We start from the raw sequence: 25,623 nt of genomic DNA, 5'->3' as shown, positions 1-25,623 counted from the left end.
TTTCTGACTTAAATTTCGCTCAAATAAACTTCGAGTAATTTAAACCAATCAATCAATGAAAATAATTTCGATCAATCAACCAGTAAAAATCCACACAAGTTGTTCTTCATAATCTCTTAATGATCTTACTTAAAACCTCGTCAGTTTTAAGCTCCAACCCAACCACTTAACGTTTCGTTTCATGCATTGCGTTGGTGTGATGCGTATTCTATACAGTTTCCGAACCAGTGCAAGAGCTTTTCCTAAAAATATTCAAAAAAGCGCATCATACGTTTATTTTTTAATCTGAATTGCTATTTTTAGCAGTTTTAATGCTTTTTTCCAGTCACTTTTGGCCTGAAATTTTAAGCAAATGTGAATTTCGACTGGTTTAGTTTTTATTAAAAGGGATCGTTGCATACGATCCCTTTTAATATTGAACAATAAATTTTAATTTTCCTGCTCGCCAAGCCAATTCATAAATTTTTGTCGTTCAGCTTTAGATGCCTGCTTCCATAACTGAATTAATTGCTGATCAAGCTGACCAACTGATGCATTTTCCTGAACGTTTGCAGTAGCAATATTCGGTGTACTTGCAGTTTGAGTGTAGACCGCTGCCGGCTGATTTGTTGGAGTTATTACTTTATTCGTTGTCAAATCCACAGATTTTCCTAAAACGCTTTGCCCTAGTAATGGTTTCGCTGCATCTTTTGCTCCCGCCTGCTGAACCAGAAGCTGATTTTTTGCATCATATAAACCAATAATTGGCTGATCTTTATATTTTTTCGCTTCATCAAAATTTTTAGGCGCGTTAATTAAAGCCAATTTATAAGCTTCACCATCTTTAAGTTCTGGAGTTTTTACAGTTACTACGCCAGATTTTAAAATGTCATGAGAATTGTCATTGTGCTGGAAAAATTCAGTATAGCGAACACTAATCGCATTCGTACCAGCATCCAGTTTATAAGTTTGATCTGAGCGTAATAGACCTGAACGTACTTCCTGATCATTCACTGCGATTATCTTGATTTCTTCAGGTACGGTTAATGTCACGGCTGAAAAAGCTGATGTGCTGCTCAATAATGCAACTACAGCTGCTGTGATACGTAAATCCATGTCACTCACTCATTCTGGTTAATATATAAAATTTTCATTGCACTATGCCGTGTATAAATGACAATTCTATGACAAATGCTTTGTCTCTACAGTACTTTACTCAGCATTTATCAGACTATCTATCTTCTGATTTCTGCTATATCACACATAAAAAAAGAAGTACTTAACAGTACTTCTTTCTCATCTCTAAATCGATTATGCAAAGGTCTTAAATCGTTCTGCATCATCCATAAAGGTTTTTTCACCTGGAGGGGCTTCGATTGAACCAAATACCAATTGAGCACGAAGCTTCCAGTTCGATGGAATACTAAAAGTTTGCGCCACTTCTTCATCAATGATCGGATTGTAATGCTGTAGTGATGCACCAATATTATGTTCAGCCAAAGCTGTCCAGGTTGCAAACTGAGCGATACCGCTGGCATGCTCTGACCAGATCGGGAAATTATCTGCATATAGCGCAAATTTTTCTTGCATTCCTTTAATGACATTCTGGTCTTCATAAAACAGTGCAGTTCCATAACCTGCCGCAAAACCATCTATTTTGCTATTGGTAGCCTCAAAAGCATCTGCTGACACCAGGTCGCGTAAAGTTTCACGCACAATATGCCAGAAAGTATCATGTGATTGACCAAACAAAATCACCACGCGTGAAGATTGCGAGTTAAAAGATGATGGACTATGTTTCACCGCCTCTTTAATGATGTTCTCAATTTCTGCCTGATCCAGGCTGACATTTTTCCCAATGGCATAAATACTACGGCGTTTTTTAAAATGATCTAGGAATGCCATGATCTCACCTCGTTCTATTCTGATTATTTAAAACCGATAAGATCATCCTAAGCATTTTCACTGCCTAAAACAGTCTTATTTCGATAACAATGTGTTTTATTTATAGAACATTCTCAGAGATGTTAAGGTTGATCCTTTGTATCAGTCACCTTAGCACATACTAATTTCAAGAATCACAGGTCTTAGCTAAATACCTGGAAGCTGTCTGGGTTTACAGACTCAATTTTATCTTCTATTGCTTCTTCAATTGAACCGAAACAGAGCTGAGCACGTAGCAACCAGTTTTCATCAATCTTAAAATGCTCAGCTACAGGGTGATTGATCTGCGCATTATAATGTTGCAAAGAAGTACCTAGACCAGCATCTGCCAGCGCAGTCCACGCAGCAAACTGTACCATGCCAGAAGTCTGCTCTGACCACAGTGGAAAATCATCGGCACTAAATGGAATCTTTTTCTGTAATTGCTGAATGGCGCGCTGATCTTCATAGAATAAAATCGTGCCATAGGCATTTGCACATTGATCCAGCTTGATTCTAATCCCTTCATAGACCGATGCCGGCACATGCTGGCGTTGAATGTCTTTCACAATATTCCAGAATTGATGATGTGAATCGGCAAATAGTACGATAATGCGTGCACTTTGTGAATTATAGGCTGAAGGACAACTATGCACAGCTTCCTGAATCAGCTCGGTCAGATAAGCCTGACTGTAATGCACACGCTTACCTAGCTGATAGGTCCCACGGCACTTTTTTAATTTCTCAACAAAAGTGAATTCTAAATTTTCAACTGCTTTACTTTTTTTAGGAAATTTAAAATCCTTAGTCAGGTCAGTTGTTAATACCTGCCCAATTTTATTGAGTAATGCCATTTTCTACCCTCTACATATAGCCTGAACTTCAATCACCAGGAAAATCCCATACAATTATAATGGGTTTATTCAGGCAGGCAGGATTTGCTATTTTTTTATGCTGCTTTTTAGAGCATTCAAACTCCTTAAAAACAAAAAAACTCCGCATTTAGCGGAGTTTATGTGACGCAAGTCGCATTAATTATTTTTCAGTTTCAAACAATGCAGCAACGAATGATTTTGCCGAGAATGGACGTAAGTCATCAATTTTCTCACCTACACCGATAAAGCGAATCGGTACATGGGTACGGCTGGCAATATTAAACAGCACACCACCTTTTGCAGTACCATCCAGCTTGGTAATGGTTAAACCCGTTAAACCTACTGCTTCATCAAACATTTCAACTTGATTAATGGCATTCTGTCCTGTACCGGCATCCACCACCAGCATCACTTCATGTGGCGCAGTCGCATCAATCTTCTGCATCACACGTTTAACTTTGGTCAATTCCTGCATCAGATGACCTTTGTTATGCAGACGGCCTGCAGTATCTGCAATTAAAACATCCACACCTTTGGCACGTGCACTTTCGAAAGCATCAAAAATGACAGAAGCAGAGTCAGCACCATGACCTTGGGCTACGACGGCGATATTGTTGCGTTCACCCCAGATCTGTAACTGCTCAGTTGCAGCAGCACGGAAAGTATCACCCGCAGCCAGCATGACTTTTTTACCTTCGCCTTGCAGACGTTTTGCGAGCTTGCCAATGGTCGTGGTTTTACCTACACCATTTACACCCACGACCAGAATTACATATGGATTTTTGTTTGGATCGATATGCAGCGGTTTGACACGCGGAGCCAGCAGAGCCACCAGTTCTTCCTGAAGTGCTTTATACAGCGAGTGAGAGTAAATCAGATCACCACGTGCGGTACGTTCAGTCAAATTGGCAATAATCGTTTTGGTCGCATCAACACCGATATCTGCAACCAAAAGCTGTTCTTCAACTTCTTCTAATAATTCATCGTCAATTTCTTTGCCACCAATCAGGATATTAACCATCCCATCGGCAAGATTTTTACGGGTTTTGGTTAAACCCTCTTTCATACGGCTAAAGAAACCGCCTTTTGCAGCAGGTTCTTCTTCCTGAGCTTCTGTCGCTACAGGTGCAGAAACTTCAGTAGTGGCGCTTGGTGTTTCTACAATCGGCACATTAACCGCAGGTAAACTCGGTAATGTGACATCATCATCTCCGATATCAGCATCAATCAAAAATTTGTTTTGCCCATTAGATTGCTGTTGCATGCCGAATCCTTGAAAAGCATTGCGTTAAAAAATTGAATTCTAGCATAACTCTCAGGGTTTTGAGCGGGCAATCCAATCCATGAATAAACAACCAAAAAATAACAGTGTTTGGTTGCTTTCAATACAAGATTTCTGAAAAATAATCCTAAATACAAATATCTATTCATTGGAAGACTTTGTGTCCATATCTTTTTTTGCTATCTCCTCCTTATCCAGAATCATCAAACAGCGGATTTCTCCAGTCGCAGTACTCATCCTGAGTTTTGGTTTTAGCCCCGTACATGCCGCAACACAGAGTGAATTATCCCGCACCACCATCGAAACCTATTTAGGTAATGGCTTAAAAGTCATTATCCGGGAAGATCATCGCTCCCCGATGGTGATGACACAGATCTGGTATAAAGTCGGCAGTAGTGATGAGTCCGGTAATATTCTCGGCGTCTCTCATGCTTTGGAACACATGATGTTTAAAGGCACGAGCAAGGTTCCCAATGATGAATTTACCCGCCTGAGCCGGATTTATGGCGGCAGTATTAATGCCGCAACATTTACCAATTATACGAACTATTATCAGCTCTATCCTAAAGCCTATTTTCCAATGGCGCTAGAACTCGAATCTGACCGCATGAACAACCTCTTGTTACGCCAGCAAGATTTTGATCCGGAAATTAAAGTGGTAATGGAAGAACGGCGTCAGCGTACTGATGATAATCCGCGTGCCCAGGCATTTGAACGATTTAGATGGATCAGTTACCCCACCAGTCACTATCGTCAGCCCGTGATTGGTCACATGAAAACGCTCAATAATATTCAGCTGAGTGATGTTAAAAAATGGTATCGAGACTGGTATAGCCCGAATAATGCCATTCTGGTGATTGTCGGGGATGTTGACGTTCAAGAAGCTCTCGTTCAGGTACAGAAATATTTTGGCGATATTCCGGCACGTCCCACACCCTCACGTAATGATGTACTCGAGTTTGAGCGCTTAGGCTATCGTCATATGGAAATTGAGAGCAATGTTCAGGTGCCTAATCTGTATATGACCTGGAATGTGAAATCTCTAGCTACCGCCAAGAATCCTCAAGATGCCTATGCTCTAACCATTATTCGCAGCCTGCTGGATAGTGGGATTTCTTCTCGGTTGCAGGATCGTCTGGTTCGCGACCGCAAAGTGCTTACTTCTGTGAGTGTATCCTATGATCCTTATAACCGTGGAGATAGCCTGTTTGGTATTTCCGCACTTCCGGCTCCAGGCGTTAACCTGGCAGAAGCACAAACGGCCATCCAGAAAGAAATTGATTTATTAAAAACTGAAGCTATTTCTGAGTATGAACTGGCACGGATCAGCACACGCTTTATTTCAAATCTGATTTATAGTCAGGACAGTCTGAGCGGACAGGCCAAAATGATTGGAAACCTTGAAGTAAACGGATTGAGTTACCGCCTGATGGATGAACTGCCTCAGCATTATGACAGTGTCCGTGCAGAGGACATTCAGCGGGTTGCTAATGCCTATTTTGTCCGTGAAAATTTAAGTACGCTCTACCTTTTGCCTGAACAGAAAGCTCAATAATGGTTATTACAATGTCTAAAGTTCGCTCTCTTATCCTTTTAACCAGCTTAAGCCTCAGTTCAAACCTTTGGGCAGAAAATTATTTAGATACCCAACCTGATCTGAATGATAATCCCAGTCAGTTACAAGCGATCCCTCTCCTGCAAAGTTTAAAAAACATTAATCAAAAGCAGGCATTTCAAGCACCTTTTATTCATGACCTGAATAATCACTACAAAGTTCGCACTTTATTTGTTGAAACCCGTGATTTACCTATGGTCGATATTCAACTGACCTTTAATGCCGGATCAGCACGAGATCAGGAAATTGCTAAAGGTTTATTTGGCTTATCCAGCACAGTAGCCAAACTGATGCGCGAAGGAACAGATAAATATACGGCCGCACAGGTAGCTTCAGTCTTTGATGCCACAGGCGCACAATTTAGCGTACAGGCTTATCGCGATATGTTTGTCGTTCGCCTGCGAACTTTGTCAGATCCCAAGAAAATGGAACCTGCTTTGGGCATGATGATGGAAGTTCTCAAAAATGCTACATTCAAGCCTTCCAGTATTCAATTAGCACTCAGCAATACTCAAGTAGGACAAAAACAGCTTCAGGAAAATCCAAGCAAACTGATGGATATCCGGTTTTATCGGGCATTGTATGGTCAGCATCCTTATGCCGAACCCATTACCGGCACCATTGGCAGTACCAAAAAAATTACGGCTGATTTACTGAAAAAATTCCGCGACCAGTTTCTGGTAGCACAAAACATGAATATTGCCATTACCGGCAAACTCAGTTCTAAACAGGCACTGGAACTTTCTGAACGAATTGCAGGCAATTTGCCTCAAGGACAGAAAGCTGTTGCATTAGCTGAACCTGAAGAAAAATCGGGTTTTGATATCGTGCATTTGCCTTATAACTCATCCCAAGCGCATGTGACCTTCGGCCACTTAGGACCAAACCGTTTTACTAAAGATCGGCTTGCTCTGGAAGTAGCCAATCGCATGTTTGGTGGTAGCGGATTTAATGCAGTATTAATGCAGGAATTAAGGGTAAAACGCGGCTATACCTATGGTGCCTATAGTACATTCAGCTTTAGTCAGGCACCCGGTATATTTAGCTTCCGTTATTCCACTAGACAAGATCAATTGCTAGATAGCATTCAGGTCGCACATCAGGCTTTTATCAACTTTGTAAATCAGCCGATTGATACTAAGCGCCTAGAAGAAACCAAAGCCGGGATGTTAAGAGCATTTCCGAATAATTACAGCAGCAATGCCACGATCAATGCCCAGTTAGGCACGATGGGCTTTTATGCAGAGCAAGCCGACTATCTGTCACGCTATCCAGAACGTCTAGCCAAAATTACCGCAGCAGATGTGCAAAATGCCGTGCGCAAACATCTGCATCCAGAACGCTTGACACTGGTCGTGGTAAGTCAAGAATTAGATAAAGAAGCATTAAAACTACGACTGGAACAGAACCTGTTAGATCCTTCTACACCACTGCCGAATACGATTCCAATACTTAAGGCATATCCACAGAAACCGGCGGAAGCTGACGAGCCCGTAGAGATTCCTGCTGATACGCCTGCATCAATTTAAGATATTGACCGCGATGGATGCGTTGCTGTTGCAGCAAAGCCTGAGCCATATCCTGGGTTTGGGGTAAGCTCTGCTGTTCTGCAAGTTGCTGAAGTAAATTAAATTGGGAAGTCGTCAGTGGACGATAAATGGCAAATGTGGCCAGGCATAAGATTAATGCCACAATGAAAATAACAACCGCATTATAAATTTGTTCAAGCTTAATTTTATTCAGAAAATCGCTTAATTTTTTGCTATCTATAGCCATACACTACCTCAAGTTGCAGCTAGTGTATGGCTGGGCCCCATGAAGTTCAAGTCAAAGATTGAATGACCAGTATAAATACACATCTCGATATGACTATAAATCGGTTAGGATTTCAACAATTCGTACACACTCCAGGCAATGACCATAGCCACCAGACCTAAAACCAGTAAAATTGCAAACTTGCTTAAGCCGGCTTCTGCTTCAGGTGGATGCAGTCGATCTTCATCTGCAATTCGGACCAATTCATCATTATAGTGACTATAAAACTCTGCACGCTGGGTTTCGTCCAGAGCGCGGGTAAAATCATAAACTTCTTTACGTTGAGCCAGACTGTAATCACCTAGATGGGTATATTTGTCATAAATTGCCTCATCCAGTTTTTTACGGTGTACATGCGCCAATTCTGTAATCTGACTGGCTGTTGGGGGCATATCAAAACTGAGCCCTTCAAGAGTTCTTTGCATCATGTTGTTCTCCTTTTCTTTTGTTCTATTGTTAAAATCTATACCAACCAAACTTCCAAGTGTGTATAGTTTGATCGTACAAACTATAAATTAAGTAAACAGGAAAGCTGATATAGTTGACTTTTCCATTATTCTGTAATATTAGTTTAATAATACTAAGTTATATTTGTATTTAGACTTAAAAGTCTATCCGAAATCATAATTAAAATTAAGGAGTTTTTATATTATGCAGAATATCTCTCAACATGATTTGGAACATCTGTATGCAGATGCAGTGAATACCATTCAATCGCAAATGAACTTTGTCGATGCAGTAAAACAATTAGAAGATGCAGCGCGCGCCGGTCACGGTAAAGCAGCTCTCTTTTTAGCTGAACTGTATTATCAGGGTTTTCGTGTAGAACGAGATTCACTTAAAGCACAATACTGGCAGAACATGGCCACCATGCAAGCCTGAAGAAACGTCACCTCGGTGACGTTTTTTTATGCCATTTTTTCGAAATACTGCAATTAAGACATAATTTATTACGATTGCTTGCAAAGCTGAAACAGTAATTTCACTGGAACTTTCTAGAATAGAGCTGAACTCTAATAGCACTTTATTTTAACGACAATGCGAAAAATTATTCAATACGACCCGATTTGTAAAAACTTTCTTTTGAGGCTGACCATCCTCAAATCTATGATGTATTGCGGCGTTTTGTGGGGCGTCTATCATCAGGGTTGGGCGATGATGCGTGATCAGGAAGATTATATTTTTCCATTCTGGCTTAATTCTCTGGATGCCAAAAATTATGCCAAGGAACATTGGCCAGGTTATGTACCCCGTAGAATCAACCCGGAAGATTTCGAAAACAACTTGTTACCTACACTGTCCCGACTAGCCGTGACACCTACTTTATGTAGCGGCAATGGCACTAAACTAAAATTATCCATTCCACAGATGCGTCACCTGTTTTTTTCACAACAAAGACTGCACTTTGCCTAAAAACATGTTATTTATAAAGACATAAAATAGACACCTAGAGATGTTCAGCTGGATACATACTCTAGGACTAATAATAATTAGATAAAAAGGACTCAATAGAATGACCAACGTAGCACAAGTGCTCGGTGATAAAGTACATCAGGCAGTTTATACCATCCGTCCAGACTCTACAGTTTTAGAAGCAATTAGCCTGATGGCAGAAAAAGGAATCGGGGCGCTGGTCGTTACCCACGAAGATAGTGTGGTCGGCATTTTGTCAGAGCGTGATTACACCCGTAAAATCGCATTGATGCAAAGAACCTCTTTTGATACCACGGTCAATGAAATTATGACACCTAAAGTCATAACCGTGACTTCTGCAACTTCTGTTGAAGACTGCTTAGCATTAATGACTGACCGCCATTTACGCCACTTACCTGTAGTTGAAAATGACAAACTGATTGGCCTGATTTCGATTGGTGACTTGGTCAAAGCTGCAATGGAAGATCAACGTAAGCTGATTGATCAGTTACAACAATATATTTCAGGCTAAAATTCTTTCTTAGTTGAATACGTAAATTAAGACTCAAACTCAAAATGTCATTACAAACAAATGACAATGCCATATCAAAACCAGATTAGATATAAAAAATCCCAGCCTTAAGACTGGGATTTTTTGATTATTAGATCAAATTAAAGACCGAGTTTCTCTGCGACATAGTCAGAGTCTTTATCACCACGACCTGAAAGATTCACTACAATCTTAGTCTCTTTAGGCAGTTTACCCGCTTCACGAATTGCCCAAGCCACTGCATGTGAACTTTCTAATGCTGGCACAATTCCCTCAACGCGTGACAGGGTCATAAAGGCATCCAGACACTCCTGATCTGTTGCTGTAGTGTATTCCACACGACCTAGATCTTTCAGCAGGCTGTGCTGTGGCCCTACGCCTGGATAATCCAGCCCAGAAGCAATCGAATGCACAGGTAAAGGCTCACCCTGCTCATCTTCGAGTACATAACAGGCCATACCATGCAACTGGCTTGGTTTACCCAAAGTCAGCGTTGCGGAATGCTTATCAGTATTTAAGCCATGACCTGCAGGCTCTACCCCCACCAGTTTCACTTCTGGATCATTTAGAAATGCCGTGAATGCACCCATAGCATTTGAACCACCACCCACACATGCCACCACATAATCTGGGTTTGCACCGAAGCGTTCATTGGTTTGAACCTTGATTTCATCGCCAATAATGGACTGGAAATCACGCACCATCATTGGGAATGGATGTGGTCCTACCACCGAACCAATCGCATAGATATAGTTTTTCGGATCTTTCAAGTATTCTTCAAAAGCACTGTCGACTGCATCTTTAAGGGTCGCAGTACCACGCGTCACAGAAATCAGCTTAGCACCCAAGATTTTCATCTTTACGACGTTTGGATGTTCTTTTTCGATATCCACCTGGCCCATATGAATTTCACATGGAATACCCACCAAAGCACATGCAGTAGCCAATGCTACACCATGCTGACCTGCACCGGTTTCTGCAATGACTTTGGTTTTACCCATATATTTCGCCAGCAGTGCTTCACCCAGGCAGTGATTGATTTTATGTGCACCGGTATGATTCAGGTCTTCACGTTTTAAATAGATCTGTGCTCCACCTAACTGGTCAGAAAGGCGTTTAGCATGAAACAAAGGGCTAGGACGGCCGACATAGTTAGCAAACAGGTCTTTTAATTCATTTTGAAATTCTTCAGTTTGACGGATTTCCTGATAGGCAACATTGATGTCATCCATGGCCTGTTTTAGATCCGGTGGAATGAACTGACCGCCATATTGACCAAAGAAACCCTCTTCATTGGGCAACGCAATACCATTAATTTGATGAGCCATAATAATTCCTGAATAATATTGGAATAAGGTATAACAAGTGACTTTATACTAGAATAATTCGTTTTAAAGCACTAATAACTATAGATAAAGTCACTTATAGATAAATGGAATCAACGCGCCAGATATTTGGTCATATCCTCAATACCTTTTAAGGTCATTGGAAACATATGATCTTCAAAGATTTGCCTAATCAGGCCAATGGTATGCGTGTAATGCCAGTATTTTTCTTCTTCAGGATTGAGCCAAGCAGTTTTATCAAAATGCTGACGCAGACGCTGTAACCAGACCTGTCCTGCCTCATTATTCATATATTCGACCGACCCACCGACGGAGTTCAACTCATAGGGTGCCATGCTGGCATCACCCACTACAATCACCCGGTAATCCCGTCCATAGGTATTGAACAGATCCCAGGTGTTCATGCGCGAACTGGAACGACGGACATTATCTTTCCAGACATAGTCGTATAGACAATTATGGAAATAGAAATATTCCAGAGTCTTAAATTCGGTCTTAGCGGCGCTAAACAGTTTTTCACACTGAGCGATATGCGCATCCATTGATCCGCCGATATCAAACAGCATTAGTACTTTAATACGGTTACGACGCTCCGGCACCAATTGCACATCCAGAATCCCCTGTTTGGCGGTTTCACGAATAGTACTATCAATGTCCAGTTCTTCAGCCGCACCCTGACGAGCGAACTTACGCAAACGGCGCAGTGCAATCTGCATCTGACGACTACCAAGAATCTGATCATCATCCAGATTACGGTATTGACGCTGTTCCCAGACTTTGACGGCGGAACGTTTACGCCCCGGCCCGCCAATGCGCACACCTTCAGGATGATCACCATAGGCACCAAATGGCGATGTGCCACCAGTACCAATCATCTTATTCCCGCCCTGATGTTTTTTATGCTGTTCGCGCAAGCGTTCTTCCAGCATTTTCATCAGTTCTTCCAGCGATCCGGCTTTTTTCAGTTCTTCACGCTGTTCAGGGGTTAAGTGCTTTTCCAGAAGTTCCAGATCAAACCAGTCTTTGGGTAGTTTATGCACCTGATTCAGTAGTTCATCCAGATCAAAAGTCGCGATACCATCAAAGTAATCTTTCATGGCGCGATCGAACTTGTCGAAGTAGCGCTCGTCTTTGACCATCACAGTTTTAGCAAGCTGATAGAACTCGCCCTGATCAGCAAAAACCACGCCTGCCGCCACCGCTTGATTCAGATCAATCAGCTCACGGGTGGAAACTGGTACGCCATATTTTCTGAGGGTATAAAACAATCGCACAAACATGCGTGTTTCTCCCTTAGCGACGCGACATAAAGGCTAGACGTTCAAGCAGTTGTACATCCTGCTCATTTTTGATCAGCGCGCCGTACAAAGGCGGAATCGCTTTGGACTTGTCGGTATTTCTTAAAATGTCTTCCGGCATATCATCTGCCATGAGTAGGCTTAGCCAGTCGATCAGTTCTGAAGTTGAAGGTGGTTTTTTCAAGCCTGGAATCTGACGTAACTTGAAGAAGACTTGCAGAGCTTCATTCACCAGCGTTGCTGAAATATTCTCAAAATGCACATCGATAATTTCACGCATGGTCGCTTCATCCGGAAACTCGATATAGTGGAAGAAACAACGGCGCAAGAAAGCATCTGGAAGCTCTTTCTCGTTATTTGAAGTGATGATGACAATCGGACGCTGGGTAGCAGTAATGGTTTCACCCGTTTCATAAACGAAGAAAGACATCTTGTCGAGTTCATGCAGCAAGTCATTTGGGAACTCGATGTCTGCTTTATCGATCTCATCAATCAGCAATACACAGCGTTCTTCACTGGTAAATGCTTCCCAGAGTTTACCCGGCTTGATGTAGTTCTTGATGTCATAAACGCGATCATCACCTAACTGACTATCACGTAAGCGTGATACCGCATCATATTCATACAGGCCCTGCTGTGCCTTGGTCGTTGATTTGATATGCCAGGTAATCAGCTTCAGTCCAAGGCTTTGTGCCACCTGTTCAGCCAACAAGGTTTTACCTGTACCCGGCTCACCTTTAACCAGCAAGGGTTTTTGCAAACTACGCGCAGCTTTCACAGCTAGTTTTAAACTGTCAGTGGCAATGTACTGATCCGTACCTGAGAATTGTTGAATATCAGCAGACATGATTGAACCTTATTTTTCTATTTACAGCGGTGAACTTTTCTTGTTTGACCCAAGACCCGTTTTACTGGATGCATAGGTCGACCAGCAATAGCCAATCACAGACCCGATACCAATGACAAATAAAATAAGTGACGCATTAATCCAAACGAGTTCATATTCCTTGGTCAGAATACCAAACAGCAGCCCGAAAATAGCAGGTGCAACTGAAGCATTACTGCCTTCAGAAACGGTTGGGGTTAATAGCACGGCAAAGGCTAACAACCATAAAAAACCGCCCATTGCCTTTGGCATGCGCTTGGTCACGCCATACCAGCAGGCTAACGCAATCAGACTGCCCAGCAGATACACTGCAAACGCAATACTCTGGTCAGGAATTGAGTCCAATACAGCTACAAAACCATTCATTTCACAACTCCTGAACTGAGCTTAAGCCCCACGAAGACCTTCTGGCGCTGGCGCATTCGGGTTAATCAAACCTTCTGGTGGCATTTGCAGGAAGAAACCACGAGTAGAAATTGAATCCATCACATGTAAAACATTGGCACGTGCCAGTTTACGCGATTCACTCAATTCAAGATGCATGACAAAAGTCGCACGACCAAAAGCAACACGTACCGGTTCAGCCAATACCTCTAGTGGTTCAAATGTTTCGGCTTCGTTCTCATCTGCAGGACGCGCCACATAAAGATACATTTCATCTTTTTTGCTAGATTTGTAGATAGACACTTGCATGTTTCAAACGACTTTTCTGAAAAAACAATCGCAAGGATACATCAAAAAAACGACAGAAACATTAGCCGCTTCAAATGCATCAGTCGTGATTTTGTATAATTGCTTTATCTTTAATCAATCCAGTAAAAATCACTCAACCACTTTCATCTGTGTCGACAGATAAGACTCATCCTGATGCAATACCTTAATTAGCGGCAGAGTTAATAACTCATAGCGCCAGCCAAGCAAGTAATTTGGCAGATCCTGTTCATCCTTATGACATACCACATGTTGATATAAGGCATTCAGCCATTTCTTGCGCATCAGCACTTCTTTTGGTACAGAGATTTCATTGGATATATTCTGGATCATTGTTTCAACCTTCTCGCCAATCTCTCTGGATGAATGGCGTATTGGACGTGCCAGACGCAGTGGCCAGTCAGCCTGATCAGGCAGGAATTTCAACAGATCAAGAATAGTCTTGCCATGTTCACGGACAATATTGGCCCGGATGTCTTTCATCTGACTGAGCTGGAAATTATTGCGCGGGAATTTCTCTACCAGATCAATCATGGTCGAGTTTTTCAGAATAAAACTACGCGGCTGATTCAGCGCCTTGGCAATCTGCTCACGCCATACAGCCAGTTGTTGTAACTGCATTAATTGACGGCGTGAATGGCGATAATTACCGACATCCTGATAAAGTAAGGCAGTCGGCGTTTCTTCACCAATTTCATGGGTCAAAAAACGGCAATCTTCAAGAGCGAAATCGAGCAGATATTTGCTTTCCAGATCCTGTTTGACTTTATCCGACAACTGCACCAGATAATGCACATCATTGGCTGCATACAGTAACTGTTCAGAACTTAAAGGTCGTGCCAGCCAGTTAGAGCGGGTCTGATCTTTTTCAATATCGACATCCAGCATCTGTTTCAAGGCATTCTGATAGCTGACCTGCAAACCATGTCCGAGGTATGACATGCCGACCTGTGTATCAAAGACATTGCTCAGGGCTTTTTTCTGGGTGTAATGATAAATCAGGTCAATATCTTCACTGCAGGCATGGAAAATATTCTGTTGAGCATTAAAAATCTTATTCAGAAATTCACTCAGATCCAGTGTTGTTCCATCCAGCAAATAGACATTGTTATTGACATTGATTTGAAAAACACCAAGTTTTGGCCACAAGGTGTCTACCTTAATAAATTCTGTATCCAGGCCATAGACCGGATTTTGATCCATAAGATTCAGGACATGATTTAAGTCGTGCTGATGTTGAATAAATTGAAACATAAAGACTGAGTCTAAAATTAGATGCTCGATGAAGCTATATTACCCGATATATAGAATTTTTATATAAAAATATGACAACCAAATCACACTTTTTGTTCCATATTTTTCGAATATAGCTTATCTAGTTTATATTTTTAATAATATTTTTTTTATATTATATATTAAGAGAATATAATTAATATTTCACTTAATTCGCATCCGGTTATGCACTGCCTGACTCAATGTATGACTATCGACATACTCCAGTTCTCCGCCTTGAGGCACCCCTTGAGCGATACGCGTCATTTGCACCGGTAAATGTTTACTGGCTTCAACCAGATAATGCGCAGTTGCCTGTCCTTCGACAGTCGCATTGGTGGCCAGAATCACTTCCTTGATCTGTCCCTGACTTAAGCGTTGCAGTAAATACGGAATACCGATTTCTTCAGGCCCGATTCCATCTAGAGGTGACAGATGACCACCCAGAACATGATATTTACCGCGGAAACTGCCGCTTTGCTCAATTGCCATGACATCTGCGGGTGACTCCACTACACAAAGCAGTTCATCATCACGCTCAAGTGAGGTACAGATATTACAGACTTCATCTTCCGTCAATGAATGGCAGATCGAGCATTCATGAATGTGATCGATTGCTTCAGTCAAGGCATGTGCCAGACCGATCGCCCCTTCACGATTTTTCATGATTAAATGCAAAGCCATACGCTGGGCCGATTTCGGCCCAACGCTTGGCAAAATGCGTAATGCTTGAACCAGTTGATCAAAACGATCACTAAACATTGCGCATACTTCCTTAGAATAAACCAGCCAGACCAGGTGGTAAGCCCATACCTGAGTTTGCAGATTTCATTTTCTCTTCAGAGATCGCTTCTGCTTGACGCGCTGCATCATTCATCGCTGCTGCAATTAGATCTTCGATCATATCTGGATCGTCCTGTAACAGTTCAGGATTGATTTCGATACGTTTCACCACATTGCGGCAAGTCATGGTAACTTTCACCAGACCGCCACCAGCCTCAGCATGCACTTCAGTTTGCGCAAGCTCTTCTTTGGCTTTTTTCATGTTGTTTTCGACTTCTTTTTGCATGCGCTGTGCTTGCTGCATCAACATATTAATGTTCATAAAGATCTCCGAACATATATTTATAAAATTAGATTAGATCTAAACCGCGTGTAATGTCGCGAATAATATCATCAATCTCTTCCAAACCAACAGAAACGCGAATTAAACCTTCACGAATACCCGCTGCTGCTTTGGCTTCTGGAGACAATTTACCATGCGTCGTAGTTGCCGGATGAGTAATCGTTGATTTCACATCACCCAGGTTACCGGTGATTGAAATGAACTGGGTATTGTCAATTACTTTCCAGGCACCTTCACGACCGCCTTTCACTTCGAAAGATACGATACCACCGAAACCGGTTTGTTGTTTTGCTGCCAGTTCATGACCAACATGTTCAGGCAAACCCGCATAGTAAACTTTTTCTACTTTCGGATGTGCATTTAAGAACTCTGCCAGTTTTTGTGCATTAGCAGAATGTTCACGCATACGTAAGCGTAAAGTTTCCAGACCTTTCAGGAATACCCAGGCATTAAACGGGCTCATAGAAGGACCGGTAGTACGTACATAACCAAAAATTTCTTCAAGCAGTTTGTGGTTACCTGCCACAGCGCCACCGAGTGCACGACCCTGGCCATCCAGATATTTAGTCGCAGAATATACGACTAAGTCTGCACCAAATTTGAGTGGTTGTTGTAACACTGGTGTACAGAAGCTGTTGTCAATCGCGAGCAATGCATCATTGGCATGTGCAATATCTGCCAAAGCCTGAATATCTGCCACTTCAGCCAGTGGGTTTGACGGAGATTCAACAAAAAGTAACTTGGTTTCTGGCTTGATGGCATTTTTCCATGCATCCAGATCCGTCAGATCGACAAACTCAACTGCGACACCAAATTTAGCCACGTATTTTTCAAATAAAGAAACTGTTGAACCAAATACGGCACGTGAACAGATGACATGATCGCCTGCTTTCAGGTAAGCCATCGCTACTGCCATAATCGCAGCCATACCAGAGCTGGTCGCAACAGCGCGTTCTGCGCCTTCTAAGGCAGCCAGACGCTTTTCAAACATGGCAACAGTTGGATTAGTAAAGCGAGAGTAAATATTACCCGGCTCTTGGCCTGAAAATTTCGCTGCGGCTTCAGCCGCATTTTCATAAACAAATGACGATGTTAGAAAAATCGGTTCACCATGCTCACCCTCGAAGCTGCGGGTGTGACCGGTACGGATGGCTAAAGTTTCTAATTGATAGTTAAAATCGTCTTGCTGGCTCATCACTTTACTTCAGCCCAAAGGCTGCCTTTTGTAAAAAATTGCCAACATTTTGAGCGTCTAAGCTATTTCAGGTCAAGGCATAATAAGCAATTATTGCTTAGACTTCGACCAATTCTCCTTTGTATACGGATAAATTATTTACATGATTCAGTTAAAACAAAATATTCAACGCCAGAAGAAAAAATTAAAACACCTGAATGCACGGTTATTTAACTCGTCTTCCCTGATTCTTTCGCAAAAAACGCCCTTTGAATATATTGCTGCGACTGAGTTCTGCAAAATTCGCTATTATGCAGCGCCTGAAAAAAAGTACCGTGAGCCGTTAGTCTTTGTTGCCCCTCTTGCGATTAATATGGATATTTATGATCTGTATCCTTACCGTTCACTAGTCAAGCATTTTCAGCATAGCGGTTTTGATGTCTATTTAGTGGAATGGAAACGTTTCCGTTATAAACACCGTCACTTGAATTTCCTGTCTTTTATCGACGGCGCGATTCCTCAGGCTATTGAACGAATCTGCTCGCATTCAGGCAGTCAGTTTATTTCCTTGCATGGCTGGAGTATGGCTGGAATTTTTGTCACGCTTTATACTGCGCTACATTCCCCTGAACATGTTAAAAACCTGATTGTACTGGGTAGCCCGATTGACAGTTATGCATCCGGTCGCGTTGGCAAGCTTTTTAGCACCACCAACAAGCTCATTTCCAAAAATAAAACCCTGCAACAGGCGATTCACCAAGGATTGATTCCTAAGGAATATATTCATTCGCCCGGCATCATCAATGCATTGGGATTTAAGCTCCTTGATCCGATTGGCTGGTTTAAAAGCCAGAAGCAGTTTTTGATGAACCTGGAAAATGTTGAAGATGTCTATGAACATGCCACCATGGGCAATTTTTTGAACAAGATGATTGATTATCCGGGTGGAATCAATCAGGACATGGTGCTGCACTTATGGCTGCAAAATCCTTTAAAAAATGGCTCAATGACTTTAAACGGCCGAACGATTGACCTAAAAAATATTAACTGTTCCTTACTGGTCGGGGCTGGGAAAACCGATCAGATTGTTACAGAACAGTCAGCTAAACCTTTGATGGAATTGACAAGTAGTACCGATAAGACGTTTACTCTTATCCCGGGTGGTCATCTTGGACTGATGTCCAATCAGAAAACAGCCAATACATTCTGGCCGAAACTGACCACCTGGCTGGCACAACGCTCAACCCGGATAGATGCTTAATTCCGGAAGAGCCGGCAATTTTCAGGTATTTATTATTTTATTCAGAGGGTATGACATGATTCAGTCAGTGGCATTTATTGGTTTAGGCGCAATGGGTTATCGCATGGCAGCGCATTTACCCAAGCATTTTGAGACAGTTTATGTCTGGAACCGTACTTTTGCCAAGGCTGAAGAACATGCTGCTGAATATGGCACCCAAGCTGTCGCTTTAGAACAGGCAGTTCAGGCAGATATTATTTTTTCCTGCCTGCCGACCAGTGCCGATGTTGAAGCATTAGTCCAAGGCCTCAGCCTTAAAGCTGGCAGTATCTGGGTAGACTGTACCAGCGGTGTTCCTGACGCTGCCCGACGCTTAGAAGAAGCACTGGCTGAACAGGGTGTGATTTTCCTGGATGCGCCTGTGAGTGGCCAGACCATTGGTGCGGAAAATGGCACATTGACTGTGATGGTCGGCGGTAATGCGGAAGGCTTTGAAAAAGCCCTGCCAGCGATGCAGGCGTTTGGCAAATTGATCAAGCATGTGGGGACATCAGGTGCCGGCTTTGCGGTAAAAGCGGTAAATAATATGTTACTGGCTGTAAACCTGTGTGCAGCAGCAGAAGGCTTTACCACACTGAAAGCGCACGGCGTTGACCTGAATGAAGCGCTGGATTGTATCAATGCATCAAGCGGTAAAAGCAATGTGACTGAAACCGTTTTACCACAGCGTGTTTTGAACCGTAGCTTCCCTGTTACCTTTGCCCTGCCTCTTTTAGCCAAAGATACAGGCATTGCACTTGATCTTGCGCGCGATGCCAAACTGGCAGTACCACTTCTCGCTTTAGGTCAAAGTCTGGTGCAAGCTGCTAGCAATCTGTCGGATAAAAATAGTGACTTTTCCAGTGCTGTAAAAATGTATGAATCATGGAGTAATATTACCATTGAGTAATATCTCGCCATTGAATAATAATAAACAAACCTAATATTGTGACTATAGACTAGCCACATGCAGTGATACTGAGGAAACTCTTATGAATAAGTTATTTGTTGCAGCACTCGTCGGTTCTGCAACTTTGTTTGGGGCTTCAACATCGGTTCTTGCATCTGAACAGGAATGCAAAAAATTGAAAAATGACCATGATGTCATTTATGCATCAAAAGGTTTCTGTTTCAAGGATCCTGAAGCAAAAGCAAAGTTTAATGACAATTGCTACACAACCAAGCCAAAATTTTCAGAAAAAGAGCAGCAACGTCTTGACGCGATCAAAGAACGTCAGAAAGAATTGAACTGTAAATAATACAATTCAATTCTGCTCAAGGAATGCACTTATGACTTACGATGACCAAAATATTTTTGCACGAATTCTGCGTGGTGAACTTCCAGCAATTAAAGTGTATGAAGATGACCGAGTTCTTGCATTTATGGACATCATGCCACAGGCCGATGGTCATACTCTGGTCATTCCTAAAACTCCAGCAATTACCTTGCTTGACCTGGATCCTGAAGTTGCAGCCTATACCATTCAGGTGGTGCAAAAAATTGCCAAAGCGATTGAAAAAGGTTTAGGTGTAGATGGCATTGTACTCATGCAGCTCTCTGGCGCTGCGGCGGGTCAGACTGTTCCGCATGTTCATTTCCATCTGGTACCTACCTCTTTGCACAATCTCGGCAAACATGCTGCACAAATGGGTGATCAGGAAAAAATCAAACAACTGGCAGAGAAAATTAAAGCTGCTCTTTAATTCATTCTTCGTCCTTAAAAATGGAGCTTCGGCTCCATTTTTTATGCCTTATTTTTCATTTTTTATCACCATTCATAAATACAGTATTCCTCTTAAATGACTTTATTAAAACCGCATTACTCATCTACTGGATCAGCGTTAACTAAAGCAAAAAAATCCTGCACAGAATCTTAAAAATTAAAATTGCTCCCTTTTTAGATTTCATAGATCTGCAATATTTCCTTAACCATACTGACTTATTCATCCTCAATACTGAGCACCAATACAGGATGGTAGCCAAGACCGAGCTACTGCATACACCTCAAAAGACCTAAAAAAGTCTGATTGGAGCTTTATATGAAAAAATCACTTTGCATTTTCGCAATTGGGGCAAGCGTTTTTACACCGCTCATGGCAGTCGCTGCTGATGTTAAAGTCTATGGCCGTGCACATGTGTCTTTAGATTATCTGGATGATGGCCAGGATTATAATGAAATTGGAATTTCCTCCAATGCATCACGCCTTGGATTTAAAGCTGAACAAACACTTGAAAATGGCATGACCGTATTTGGCCAGATTGAGCAGGAAATTAACTTTGCCAGTGGCTCTGCAAATGATGATGTCGAGTTTGCTACTCGTGATACCTTTGTCGGTTTAAAAGGTGAGTTCGGTCAGGCACGGATCGGCCGTTTCGACAGCCCATTTAAAGTGGCGCGCAGTCCAGTTAACTTCTTTGGAGATATGGTCGGCGATGTACGTAATGTGACCCGAGTAGGGAATCTGCGTTTTGATGAACGTAATGCCAATAGCATTGAATATAAATCACCAAAATTCGGCAATGGATTTAATGTTCTGGGTGCACTTTCCCTACATGAAGCCAACAGCCCGGATGCATCTAAGGATGGTGAAAAAGATAAAGATAAGGCTTATGACCTTGCCCTTACCTACCAAAAAGATAAAGTTGATTTTGCAGCGGCATATGAACATTATGAAGAAGAAGCCAGTCGTGGTGAACGTGATGGTTTCCGGATTGCAGGTGCCTACAAAATCACGCCAGACTTGAAACTCGGTGGTCTGTATCAGTTCCTTCAGCATGACAATACCGAAGTCAATCCTGATGCTCAGGTCTTTGGCATCGCGGGTGAATATAAATTAGCAGCCAAAACCTCATTGCGTGGACAGGTCTTTCACCGTGATGTAGATGCCGATGATGCCAATGCTACTTTACTGGCGATTGGAATTGAACATCGTCTTGACCCAGCAGTCCGCATCTACAGCAATCTGGCCAGTGTATTAAATGATGAAAACTCAAATCTGACACCTTGGGCACAAGGCCGTAGCAATGCAGTGGCTGGCGCACGTGGTGAAGACAGCTTCGGACTATCGGTCGGTATGCGTTACGACTTCTGAAGCCCTCCCCAATTCCATATTAGAAAAGAGCCTGCCTGATGCGGGTTCTTTTTTATTTTTTAATGGCTTTGTTGCATAAATATGTAAGCATCTGATTTAAATAAATTTAATTTTGGATCAAAAAATAATCAAAACTTTTAAAATCATATAGTTATGAAATCTTTGTGCAACAAAGCCTTTTTTAATTAATCCCGACTATTTTAATTAGAATAAAAACTGAATAAAAACCCCAGCAAAATAATCAGGATTAATATACTTGAAAAATAAATTCCAACCATTTTAATCAGATTAAAATAATCTATTGTTACAAAAAACAATCACAAATATTTAGAATAATTATCAAACTTTTAATTAAATATTATTAATATTTTCAATAACTTATAAATATATATTTATTTAAACTATTTGGTCTATTTATTTTTTAGTTACAATCGATTAATAATATATAACAAACCACATAATAGGCTTGTTCACATGAGCTTAGTTTCTAAAAATTTAAACCAAAAAACAGTAAGAGAGATTACTGCGATTTTAATTATCAAGATCATTCTACTTCTGGTAATTAAAAATATTTGGTTTGATGCGCCTACTATTCCAAAAGATTTTGACACTCAAGTCGCCGAGCGTATCGCCGGCAATCCTTCCCAAATCAAGGAGACACGTTGATGATTTCTGAAAGCGTGGTCGATCTTTCGCGGTTCCAGTTCGCTATGACCGCGATGTATCACTTTATTTTTGTTCCACTGACCTTAGGCCTGGCATTTCTGCTTGCCATTATGGAAACCACCTATGTGATTTCCGGCAAAGAAATTTACAAGGACATGACTAAGTTTTGGGGAAAACTGTTCGGGATTAACTTTGCCTTAGGGGTAACCACAGGCTTGACCATGGAGTTCCAGTTCGGAACCAACTGGGCATATTATTCGCATTATGTGGGTGATATTTTCGGTGCACCATTGGCTATTGAAGGTTTGATGGCCTTCTTCCTTGAATCTACTTTCATTGGTTTATTCTTCTTCGGTTGGGACCGTTTATCCAAAGTACAGCATCTGGGCGTAACCTGGTTAGTTGCACTGGGATCTAACATGTCTGCACTGTGGATTCTGGTTGCCAATGGCTGGATGCAAAACCCGGTTGGTTCAGCATTTAACTATGAAACCATGCGTATGGAAATGGTGGACTTTGCAGCACTGATCTTTAACCCGGTTGCACAGGTTAAATTCGTACATACTGTTTCTGCAGGTTATGTGACTGGTGCCATCTTCGTACTGGCGATTTCAAGTTACTATATGCTGAAAAAACGTGACTTGCCATTTGCACGCCGTTCATTTGCGATTGCTGCCATTTTCGGCTTAGCGTCAACTCTTTCTGTGATCCTGCTGGGCGATGAGTCTGGTTATGAAATTGGTGATGTACAGAAAACCAAACTGGCTGCGATTGAAGCAGAATGGGAAACTGAACCAGCACCTGCAGCATTTACTTTATTTGGCTTCCCAAATAAAGAAACCATGTCTACCGATTATGCTGTGAAAATTCCTTATGTTATGGGGATTATCGCTACACGTTCTGTAGATACGCCTGTTACCGGTATTAAAGACCTGCTGGTTGAACATGAAGGTCGTATCCGAAACGGTATGGTGGCTTATGAACAACTGGAAAAACTACGTGCTGGTGATCAGTCTCCTGAGCTGAAAGCTGCATTTGCAGAAACTCAAAAAGATTTGGGCTACGGTCTGCTTCTGAAAAAATATACTGCAAATGTTGTAGATGCTTCTGACGAGCAAATTAAGGCAGCAGCAAAAGATACTATTCCACATGTACCAAGCCTGTTCTGGGCATTTCGTGCCATGGTCGCTTCTGGCTTCCTGATGCTGGTTCTATTTGTTCTTGCAACTTTTGCGGTGGCTAAACGCAATGCAGAAAACAAACCTTGGTTATTAAAATTTGCATTATTTGCACTACCACTTCCATGGATTGCGGCACAAACTGGCTGGTTTGTTGCTGAAGTAGGTCGTCAACCTTGGACTATTGGTGAGGTTCTGCCTACACATTTATCGACTTCAAGCTTAAGCACAGGCGATGTATGGGGTTCAATCATTGCATTAGCAGCGTTCTACACTGTACTGCTGATCATTGAAATGTACTTAATGATTAAATTCTCACGCCTTGGCCCAAGTTCTCTACATACTGGTAAATACCACTTCGAGAAACTTGAAGCTGCAAAAAAGGCAAATGAGGAGGCTCAAGCATGATCGAATATGAATTACTCAAAATAATCTGGTGGGTACTGGTTGGCGTCTTGCTGATTGGTTTCGCCCTGACTGATGGCTTTGATATGGGCTCCATGGCGATCATGCCATTCGTGGGTCAGAATGATGAAGAACGTCGTGCGGCAATCAATACGATTGCCCCGCATTGGGATGGTAACCAGGTCTGGTTTATTACTGCGGGTGGTGCCCTGTTTGCTGCCTGGCCAATGGTTTATGCAACTGCCTTTTCTGGTATGTACTGGGCACTTCTGCTTGTTCTGTTTGCCTTATTCCTGCGTCCAGTAGGATTCGACTATCGCTCCAAACTGGAAAATACCAAATGGCGTAATGCCTGGGATTGGGGCCTAGCAGTTGGTGGTGCTGTGCCCGCACTGGTTTTCGGTGTCGCATTCGGCAATATGTTCCTGGGTGTTCCATTCACCCTAGATGAAACTGTACGTTCAACTTATAGCGGCAGCTTCTTTGCCCTGCTCAATCCATTTGCACTGGTATGTGGTGTTGTCAGCTTATCTATGCTGTGTGCACACGGTGGTGCATGGTTGATGCTACGTACAGATGGCGATTTACGTGAACGTTCTGCCAAAGCAACCAAAATCATGGGGATTGTTTATCTGGTAGCTTTCCTGGCAGTCGGTGCATGGTTATATTTCGGTGGTATCCAGGGTTATACCCTAGTGACTCCTTACGAAACTAACGGTATCGCTAATCCACTAGCAAAAGAAGTACTGACCAATGCCAACCCAGGCTGGATGAACAACTACAGCACTTATCCAATCACGATACTGGCACCAGTTGCAGGTATTTTAGGTGGCATTATTGTGGTATTGGCTGCATCTAAAGCCAAAGCAGGTTTGAGCTTCCTGGGTTCATCTTTAGCAGTGATCGGTGCAATTTTGACTGCCGGTTTTGCCCTGTTCCCATTCCTGATGCCTTCAAGCATTAATCCGGTTGCAAGCTTAACCATGTGGGATGCGGTCTCCAGCCAAAATACCTTAACTGTGATGACTGTGGCTGCATGCATCTTCGTTCCACTGATTCTGTGCTACACCACTTGGTGTTACTACAAGATGTGGGGCGTGATTACCAAAAAACATATTCAAGAGAATTCACACAGCCTGTACTAAGGCTGTGTCTTAGGAGATAAAATTATGTGGTATTTCGCATGGATTCTCGGCATTTTGATGGCCTGTTTCGCTGGTGTACTCAGTGCACTGTATATTGAAAATCATCAAGACCTGGATGAGAAATAAGAGATGACAGACGCTGCAGTTGAACAAGTAAAGATAGAAAAAAAATCTAACCCTTTTGCAATGGTGATTTCTTGCCTATTGGCTTTTCCACTCGCAGCGGTGTTGCTGGTTCATCCTGCTGCAATGCTGGATGCCAACGGGGAATATAGCCACCGCGCCATGATGTTTATCATGATCGGCATTTCAGGCGGTTTTATTCACGGGGTTGGCTTTATCCCTCAGCACTGGTTCTGGAAATGGCTATTTAGTCCGTTTCTGGCTTGGCCGTTAATGCTATGGGGTTATTACACCTGGTTTCTTAATTAGGTATTAAACAGCCAAAAACAAAGCCCTCATTTGAGTAATGCCAGTCAGTTAAGCAAATATTAGTAAAATGTAGTAAAAATGAGTGTATGTAAATACGCTCATTTTTTTATGACTTTATCTGAAAATTTAGATTGCACCCTTCAACATTCTTTACCTTCAC

General features: G+C 42.1%; 30 protein-coding genes. 15 read left to right on the top strand and 15 right to left on the bottom strand.

From position 1 onward, the window contains the following. Positions 1-429: 429 nt before the first annotated feature. From FTV14_RS13710 to ftsY, 4 genes are all read right to left on the bottom strand, one after another. Positions 430-1,095, bottom strand: coding sequence for a DUF2057 domain-containing protein (locus FTV14_RS13710; protein WP_166134835.1), 666 nt, complete (start codon positions 1,093-1,095; stop codon positions 430-432). 195 nt (positions 1,096-1,290) lie between these two features. Beyond that, positions 1,291-1,884 carry a nitroreductase family protein gene (locus tag FTV14_RS13705; RefSeq protein ID WP_180054036.1) on the bottom strand — a complete coding sequence of 198 codons (594 nt, stop codon included), beginning with the start codon at positions 1,882-1,884 and terminating at the stop codon, positions 1,291-1,293. A gap of 182 nt (positions 1,885-2,066) precedes the next feature. After that, positions 2,067-2,756, bottom strand: coding sequence for a nitroreductase family protein (locus tag FTV14_RS13700; RefSeq protein ID WP_180018752.1), 690 nt, complete (start codon positions 2,754-2,756; stop codon positions 2,067-2,069). Positions 2,757-2,937: 181 nt separating this feature from the next. Then, positions 2,938-4,041, bottom strand: coding sequence for a signal recognition particle-docking protein FtsY (ftsY, locus tag FTV14_RS13695; RefSeq protein ID WP_180054035.1), 1,104 nt, complete (start codon positions 4,039-4,041; stop codon positions 2,938-2,940). A gap of 232 nt (positions 4,042-4,273) precedes the next feature. On the opposite strand from ftsY, the gene FTV14_RS13690 reads away from it, so the two are divergent. After that, complete coding sequence (locus tag FTV14_RS13690) at positions 4,274-5,614, top strand: M16 family metallopeptidase (protein ID WP_373688488.1); 1,341 nt, start codon at positions 4,274-4,276, stop codon at positions 5,612-5,614. Between the two features lie 11 nt (positions 5,615-5,625). Continuing rightward, the gene (locus tag FTV14_RS13685; RefSeq protein WP_180054033.1) at positions 5,626-7,203 is read left to right on the top strand and encodes a pitrilysin family protein; all 1,578 of its coding nucleotides are present in this window, start codon (positions 5,626-5,628) and stop codon (positions 7,201-7,203) included. On the opposite strand, the gene FTV14_RS13680 is transcribed toward FTV14_RS13685, so the two are convergent. Both FTV14_RS13680 and FTV14_RS13675 read right to left on the bottom strand, forming a co-directional pair. After that, on the bottom strand, positions 7,127-7,450 hold the full coding sequence (locus tag FTV14_RS13680; protein WP_180054032.1) for a hypothetical protein: 324 nt from the start codon (positions 7,448-7,450) through the stop codon (positions 7,127-7,129). The genes FTV14_RS13685 and FTV14_RS13680 overlap by 77 nt on opposite strands. A 104-nt stretch (positions 7,451-7,554) precedes the next feature. After that, on the bottom strand, positions 7,555-7,917 hold the full coding sequence (locus tag FTV14_RS13675) for a hypothetical protein (RefSeq protein ID WP_081402667.1): 363 nt from the start codon (positions 7,915-7,917) through the stop codon (positions 7,555-7,557). Positions 7,918-8,137: 220 nt separating this feature from the next. On the opposite strand from FTV14_RS13675, the gene FTV14_RS13670 reads away from it, so the two are divergent. From FTV14_RS13670 to FTV14_RS13660, 3 genes are all read left to right on the top strand, one after another. Then, positions 8,138-8,371, top strand: coding sequence for a hypothetical protein (locus FTV14_RS13670; protein ID WP_034171084.1), 234 nt, complete (start codon positions 8,138-8,140; stop codon positions 8,369-8,371). A gap of 156 nt (positions 8,372-8,527) precedes the next feature. Next, entirely contained in the window at positions 8,528-8,902 is a 375-nt protein-coding gene (locus FTV14_RS13665) for a DUF2750 domain-containing protein (RefSeq protein ID WP_034171083.1), read from the top strand. A gap of 100 nt (positions 8,903-9,002) precedes the next feature. Further along, the gene (locus tag FTV14_RS13660; protein WP_125279146.1) at positions 9,003-9,434 is read left to right on the top strand and encodes a CBS domain-containing protein; all 432 of its coding nucleotides are present in this window, start codon (positions 9,003-9,005) and stop codon (positions 9,432-9,434) included. A 140-nt stretch (positions 9,435-9,574) separates the two neighbouring features. On the opposite strand, the gene trpB is transcribed toward FTV14_RS13660, so the two are convergent. The 9 genes from trpB to FTV14_RS13615 form a co-directional block, all read right to left on the bottom strand. After that, the gene (trpB, locus tag FTV14_RS13655) at positions 9,575-10,780 is read right to left on the bottom strand and encodes a tryptophan synthase subunit beta (RefSeq protein WP_125279145.1); all 1,206 of its coding nucleotides are present in this window, start codon (positions 10,778-10,780) and stop codon (positions 9,575-9,577) included. A 110-nt stretch (positions 10,781-10,890) separates the two neighbouring features. Next, positions 10,891-12,078 carry a VWA domain-containing protein gene (locus FTV14_RS13650; protein WP_180018331.1) on the bottom strand — a complete coding sequence of 396 codons (1,188 nt, stop codon included), beginning with the start codon at positions 12,076-12,078 and terminating at the stop codon, positions 10,891-10,893. 13 nt (positions 12,079-12,091) lie between these two features. Next, positions 12,092-12,943, bottom strand: coding sequence for a MoxR family ATPase (locus FTV14_RS13645; protein WP_104426039.1), 852 nt, complete (start codon positions 12,941-12,943; stop codon positions 12,092-12,094). A gap of 21 nt (positions 12,944-12,964) precedes the next feature. Continuing rightward, positions 12,965-13,348: a hypothetical protein gene (locus tag FTV14_RS13640; RefSeq protein ID WP_180003755.1), complete on the bottom strand. Its 384-nt coding sequence runs from the start codon at positions 13,346-13,348 to the stop codon at positions 12,965-12,967. Positions 13,349-13,369: 21 nt separating this feature from the next. Then, positions 13,370-13,675 carry a YcgL domain-containing protein gene (locus FTV14_RS13635; RefSeq protein WP_004783715.1) on the bottom strand — a complete coding sequence of 102 codons (306 nt, stop codon included), beginning with the start codon at positions 13,673-13,675 and terminating at the stop codon, positions 13,370-13,372. 129 nt (positions 13,676-13,804) lie between these two features. Further along, positions 13,805-14,947 (bottom strand): HRDC domain-containing protein, encoded by a 1,143-nt coding sequence (locus tag FTV14_RS13630; protein ID WP_180054031.1) that lies wholly within the window; start codon positions 14,945-14,947, stop codon positions 13,805-13,807. Positions 14,948-15,130: 183 nt separating this feature from the next. Then, positions 15,131-15,727, bottom strand: a complete 597-nt coding sequence (gene recR / locus FTV14_RS13625; RefSeq protein ID WP_180018328.1) for a recombination mediator RecR — start codon at positions 15,725-15,727, stop codon at positions 15,131-15,133. Between the two features lie 13 nt (positions 15,728-15,740). Then, positions 15,741-16,070: a YbaB/EbfC family nucleoid-associated protein gene (locus FTV14_RS13620; protein WP_125279140.1), complete on the bottom strand. Its 330-nt coding sequence runs from the start codon at positions 16,068-16,070 to the stop codon at positions 15,741-15,743. Between the two features lie 28 nt (positions 16,071-16,098). Beyond that, positions 16,099-17,286 (bottom strand): O-succinylhomoserine sulfhydrylase, encoded by a 1,188-nt coding sequence (locus tag FTV14_RS13615; protein WP_180012395.1) that lies wholly within the window; start codon positions 17,284-17,286, stop codon positions 16,099-16,101. Between the two features lie 142 nt (positions 17,287-17,428). Between FTV14_RS13615 and FTV14_RS13610 the strand changes: the two genes are divergently transcribed. The 10 genes from FTV14_RS13610 (at position 17,429) to FTV14_RS13565 (ending at position 25,463) form a co-directional block, all read left to right on the top strand. Beyond that, entirely contained in the window at positions 17,429-18,526 is a 1,098-nt protein-coding gene (locus tag FTV14_RS13610) for an alpha/beta fold hydrolase (RefSeq protein ID WP_034171075.1), read from the top strand. A 55-nt stretch (positions 18,527-18,581) separates the two neighbouring features. After that, positions 18,582-19,454: an NAD(P)-dependent oxidoreductase gene (locus FTV14_RS13605; protein ID WP_166134859.1), complete on the top strand. Its 873-nt coding sequence runs from the start codon at positions 18,582-18,584 to the stop codon at positions 19,452-19,454. 82 nt (positions 19,455-19,536) lie between these two features. Further along, positions 19,537-19,803 (top strand): YARHG domain-containing protein, encoded by a 267-nt coding sequence (locus FTV14_RS13600; protein WP_159124442.1) that lies wholly within the window; start codon positions 19,537-19,539, stop codon positions 19,801-19,803. A gap of 31 nt (positions 19,804-19,834) precedes the next feature. Further along, positions 19,835-20,248, top strand: a complete 414-nt coding sequence (locus FTV14_RS13595) for an HIT family protein (protein WP_159124443.1) — start codon at positions 19,835-19,837, stop codon at positions 20,246-20,248. A 336-nt stretch (positions 20,249-20,584) separates the two neighbouring features. After that, a complete protein-coding gene (locus FTV14_RS13590; protein WP_159124444.1) occupies positions 20,585-21,637 on the top strand; it encodes a porin in 1,053 nt (350 codons plus the stop codon). 474 nt (positions 21,638-22,111) lie between these two features. Next, positions 22,112-22,303 (top strand): cytochrome oxidase putative small subunit CydP, encoded by a 192-nt coding sequence (gene cydP / locus FTV14_RS13585; protein WP_004783737.1) that lies wholly within the window; start codon positions 22,112-22,114, stop codon positions 22,301-22,303. Next, complete coding sequence (locus FTV14_RS13580; protein ID WP_125279135.1) at positions 22,303-23,889, top strand: cytochrome ubiquinol oxidase subunit I; 1,587 nt, start codon at positions 22,303-22,305, stop codon at positions 23,887-23,889. The genes cydP and FTV14_RS13580 overlap by 1 nt, the downstream gene beginning before the upstream one ends. Next, complete coding sequence (gene cydB, locus FTV14_RS13575) at positions 23,886-25,031, top strand: cytochrome d ubiquinol oxidase subunit II (protein WP_180003736.1); 1,146 nt, start codon at positions 23,886-23,888, stop codon at positions 25,029-25,031. The genes FTV14_RS13580 and cydB overlap by 4 nt, the downstream gene beginning before the upstream one ends. 24 nt (positions 25,032-25,055) lie before the next feature. Continuing rightward, the gene (cydX, locus tag FTV14_RS13570) at positions 25,056-25,157 is read left to right on the top strand and encodes a cytochrome bd-I oxidase subunit CydX (RefSeq protein ID WP_004783742.1); all 102 of its coding nucleotides are present in this window, start codon (positions 25,056-25,058) and stop codon (positions 25,155-25,157) included. Between the two features lie 3 nt (positions 25,158-25,160). Next, complete coding sequence (locus FTV14_RS13565) at positions 25,161-25,463, top strand: cyd operon YbgE family protein (protein WP_159123153.1); 303 nt, start codon at positions 25,161-25,163, stop codon at positions 25,461-25,463. Positions 25,464-25,623: the final 160 nt, after the last annotated feature.

Source organism: Acinetobacter sp. YH12236, assembly GCF_013417645.1.
GTDB lineage: Bacteria > Pseudomonadota > Gammaproteobacteria > Pseudomonadales > Moraxellaceae > Acinetobacter.
The sequence above is the reverse complement of the archived record's forward strand: the minus strand, read 5'-3'. Positions and strand labels throughout refer to the sequence as shown.

What these genes read in the sequence shown, in the direction of transcription:
- FTV14_RS13600 (WP_159124442.1), top strand. Translation starts at nt 19,537, where the DNA reads ATGAATAAGTTATTTGTTGCAGCACTCGTCGGTTCTGCAACTTTGTTT.
- FTV14_RS13615 (WP_180012395.1), bottom strand. Translation starts at nt 17,286, where the DNA reads ATGAGCCAGCAAGACGATTTTAACTATCAATTAGAAACTTTAGCCATC.
- FTV14_RS13710 (WP_166134835.1), bottom strand. Translation starts at nt 1,095, where the DNA reads ATGGATTTACGTATCACAGCAGCTGTAGTTGCATTATTGAGCAGCACA.
- FTV14_RS13565 (WP_159123153.1), top strand. Translation starts at nt 25,161, where the DNA reads ATGACAGACGCTGCAGTTGAACAAGTAAAGATAGAAAAAAAATCTAAC.
- FTV14_RS13630 (WP_180054031.1), bottom strand. Translation starts at nt 14,947, where the DNA reads ATGTTTCAATTTATTCAACATCAGCACGACTTAAATCATGTCCTGAAT.
- recR (WP_180018328.1), bottom strand. Translation starts at nt 15,727, where the DNA reads ATGTTTAGTGATCGTTTTGATCAACTGGTTCAAGCATTACGCATTTTG.
- FTV14_RS13700 (WP_180018752.1), bottom strand. Translation starts at nt 2,756, where the DNA reads ATGGCATTACTCAATAAAATTGGGCAGGTATTAACAACTGACCTGACT.
- FTV14_RS13675 (WP_081402667.1), bottom strand. Translation starts at nt 7,917, where the DNA reads ATGATGCAAAGAACTCTTGAAGGGCTCAGTTTTGATATGCCCCCAACA.
- FTV14_RS13610 (WP_034171075.1), top strand. Translation starts at nt 17,429, where the DNA reads ATGATTCAGTTAAAACAAAATATTCAACGCCAGAAGAAAAAATTAAAA.
- FTV14_RS13605 (WP_166134859.1), top strand. Translation starts at nt 18,582, where the DNA reads ATGATTCAGTCAGTGGCATTTATTGGTTTAGGCGCAATGGGTTATCGC.
- ftsY (WP_180054035.1), bottom strand. Translation starts at nt 4,041, where the DNA reads ATGCAACAGCAATCTAATGGGCAAAACAAATTTTTGATTGATGCTGAT.
- FTV14_RS13660 (WP_125279146.1), top strand. Translation starts at nt 9,003, where the DNA reads ATGACCAACGTAGCACAAGTGCTCGGTGATAAAGTACATCAGGCAGTT.
- cydP (WP_004783737.1), top strand. Translation starts at nt 22,112, where the DNA reads ATGAGCTTAGTTTCTAAAAATTTAAACCAAAAAACAGTAAGAGAGATT.
- FTV14_RS13705 (WP_180054036.1), bottom strand. Translation starts at nt 1,884, where the DNA reads ATGGCATTCCTAGATCATTTTAAAAAACGCCGTAGTATTTATGCCATT.
- FTV14_RS13680 (WP_180054032.1), bottom strand. Translation starts at nt 7,450, where the DNA reads ATGGCTATAGATAGCAAAAAATTAAGCGATTTTCTGAATAAAATTAAG.
- FTV14_RS13620 (WP_125279140.1), bottom strand. Translation starts at nt 16,070, where the DNA reads ATGAACATTAATATGTTGATGCAGCAAGCACAGCGCATGCAAAAAGAA.
- FTV14_RS13685 (WP_180054033.1), top strand. Translation starts at nt 5,626, where the DNA reads ATGTCTAAAGTTCGCTCTCTTATCCTTTTAACCAGCTTAAGCCTCAGT.
- FTV14_RS13645 (WP_104426039.1), bottom strand. Translation starts at nt 12,943, where the DNA reads ATGTCTGCTGATATTCAACAATTCTCAGGTACGGATCAGTACATTGCC.
- FTV14_RS13580 (WP_125279135.1), top strand. Translation starts at nt 22,303, where the DNA reads ATGATTTCTGAAAGCGTGGTCGATCTTTCGCGGTTCCAGTTCGCTATG.
- FTV14_RS13590 (WP_159124444.1), top strand. Translation starts at nt 20,585, where the DNA reads ATGAAAAAATCACTTTGCATTTTCGCAATTGGGGCAAGCGTTTTTACA.
- FTV14_RS13635 (WP_004783715.1), bottom strand. Translation starts at nt 13,675, where the DNA reads ATGCAAGTGTCTATCTACAAATCTAGCAAAAAAGATGAAATGTATCTT.
- FTV14_RS13640 (WP_180003755.1), bottom strand. Translation starts at nt 13,348, where the DNA reads ATGAATGGTTTTGTAGCTGTATTGGACTCAATTCCTGACCAGAGTATT.
- cydX (WP_004783742.1), top strand. Translation starts at nt 25,056, where the DNA reads ATGTGGTATTTCGCATGGATTCTCGGCATTTTGATGGCCTGTTTCGCT.
- FTV14_RS13650 (WP_180018331.1), bottom strand. Translation starts at nt 12,078, where the DNA reads ATGTTTGTGCGATTGTTTTATACCCTCAGAAAATATGGCGTACCAGTT.
- FTV14_RS13665 (WP_034171083.1), top strand. Translation starts at nt 8,528, where the DNA reads ATGCGAAAAATTATTCAATACGACCCGATTTGTAAAAACTTTCTTTTG.
- cydB (WP_180003736.1), top strand. Translation starts at nt 23,886, where the DNA reads ATGATCGAATATGAATTACTCAAAATAATCTGGTGGGTACTGGTTGGC.
- FTV14_RS13595 (WP_159124443.1), top strand. Translation starts at nt 19,835, where the DNA reads ATGACTTACGATGACCAAAATATTTTTGCACGAATTCTGCGTGGTGAA.
- trpB (WP_125279145.1), bottom strand. Translation starts at nt 10,780, where the DNA reads ATGGCTCATCAAATTAATGGTATTGCGTTGCCCAATGAAGAGGGTTTC.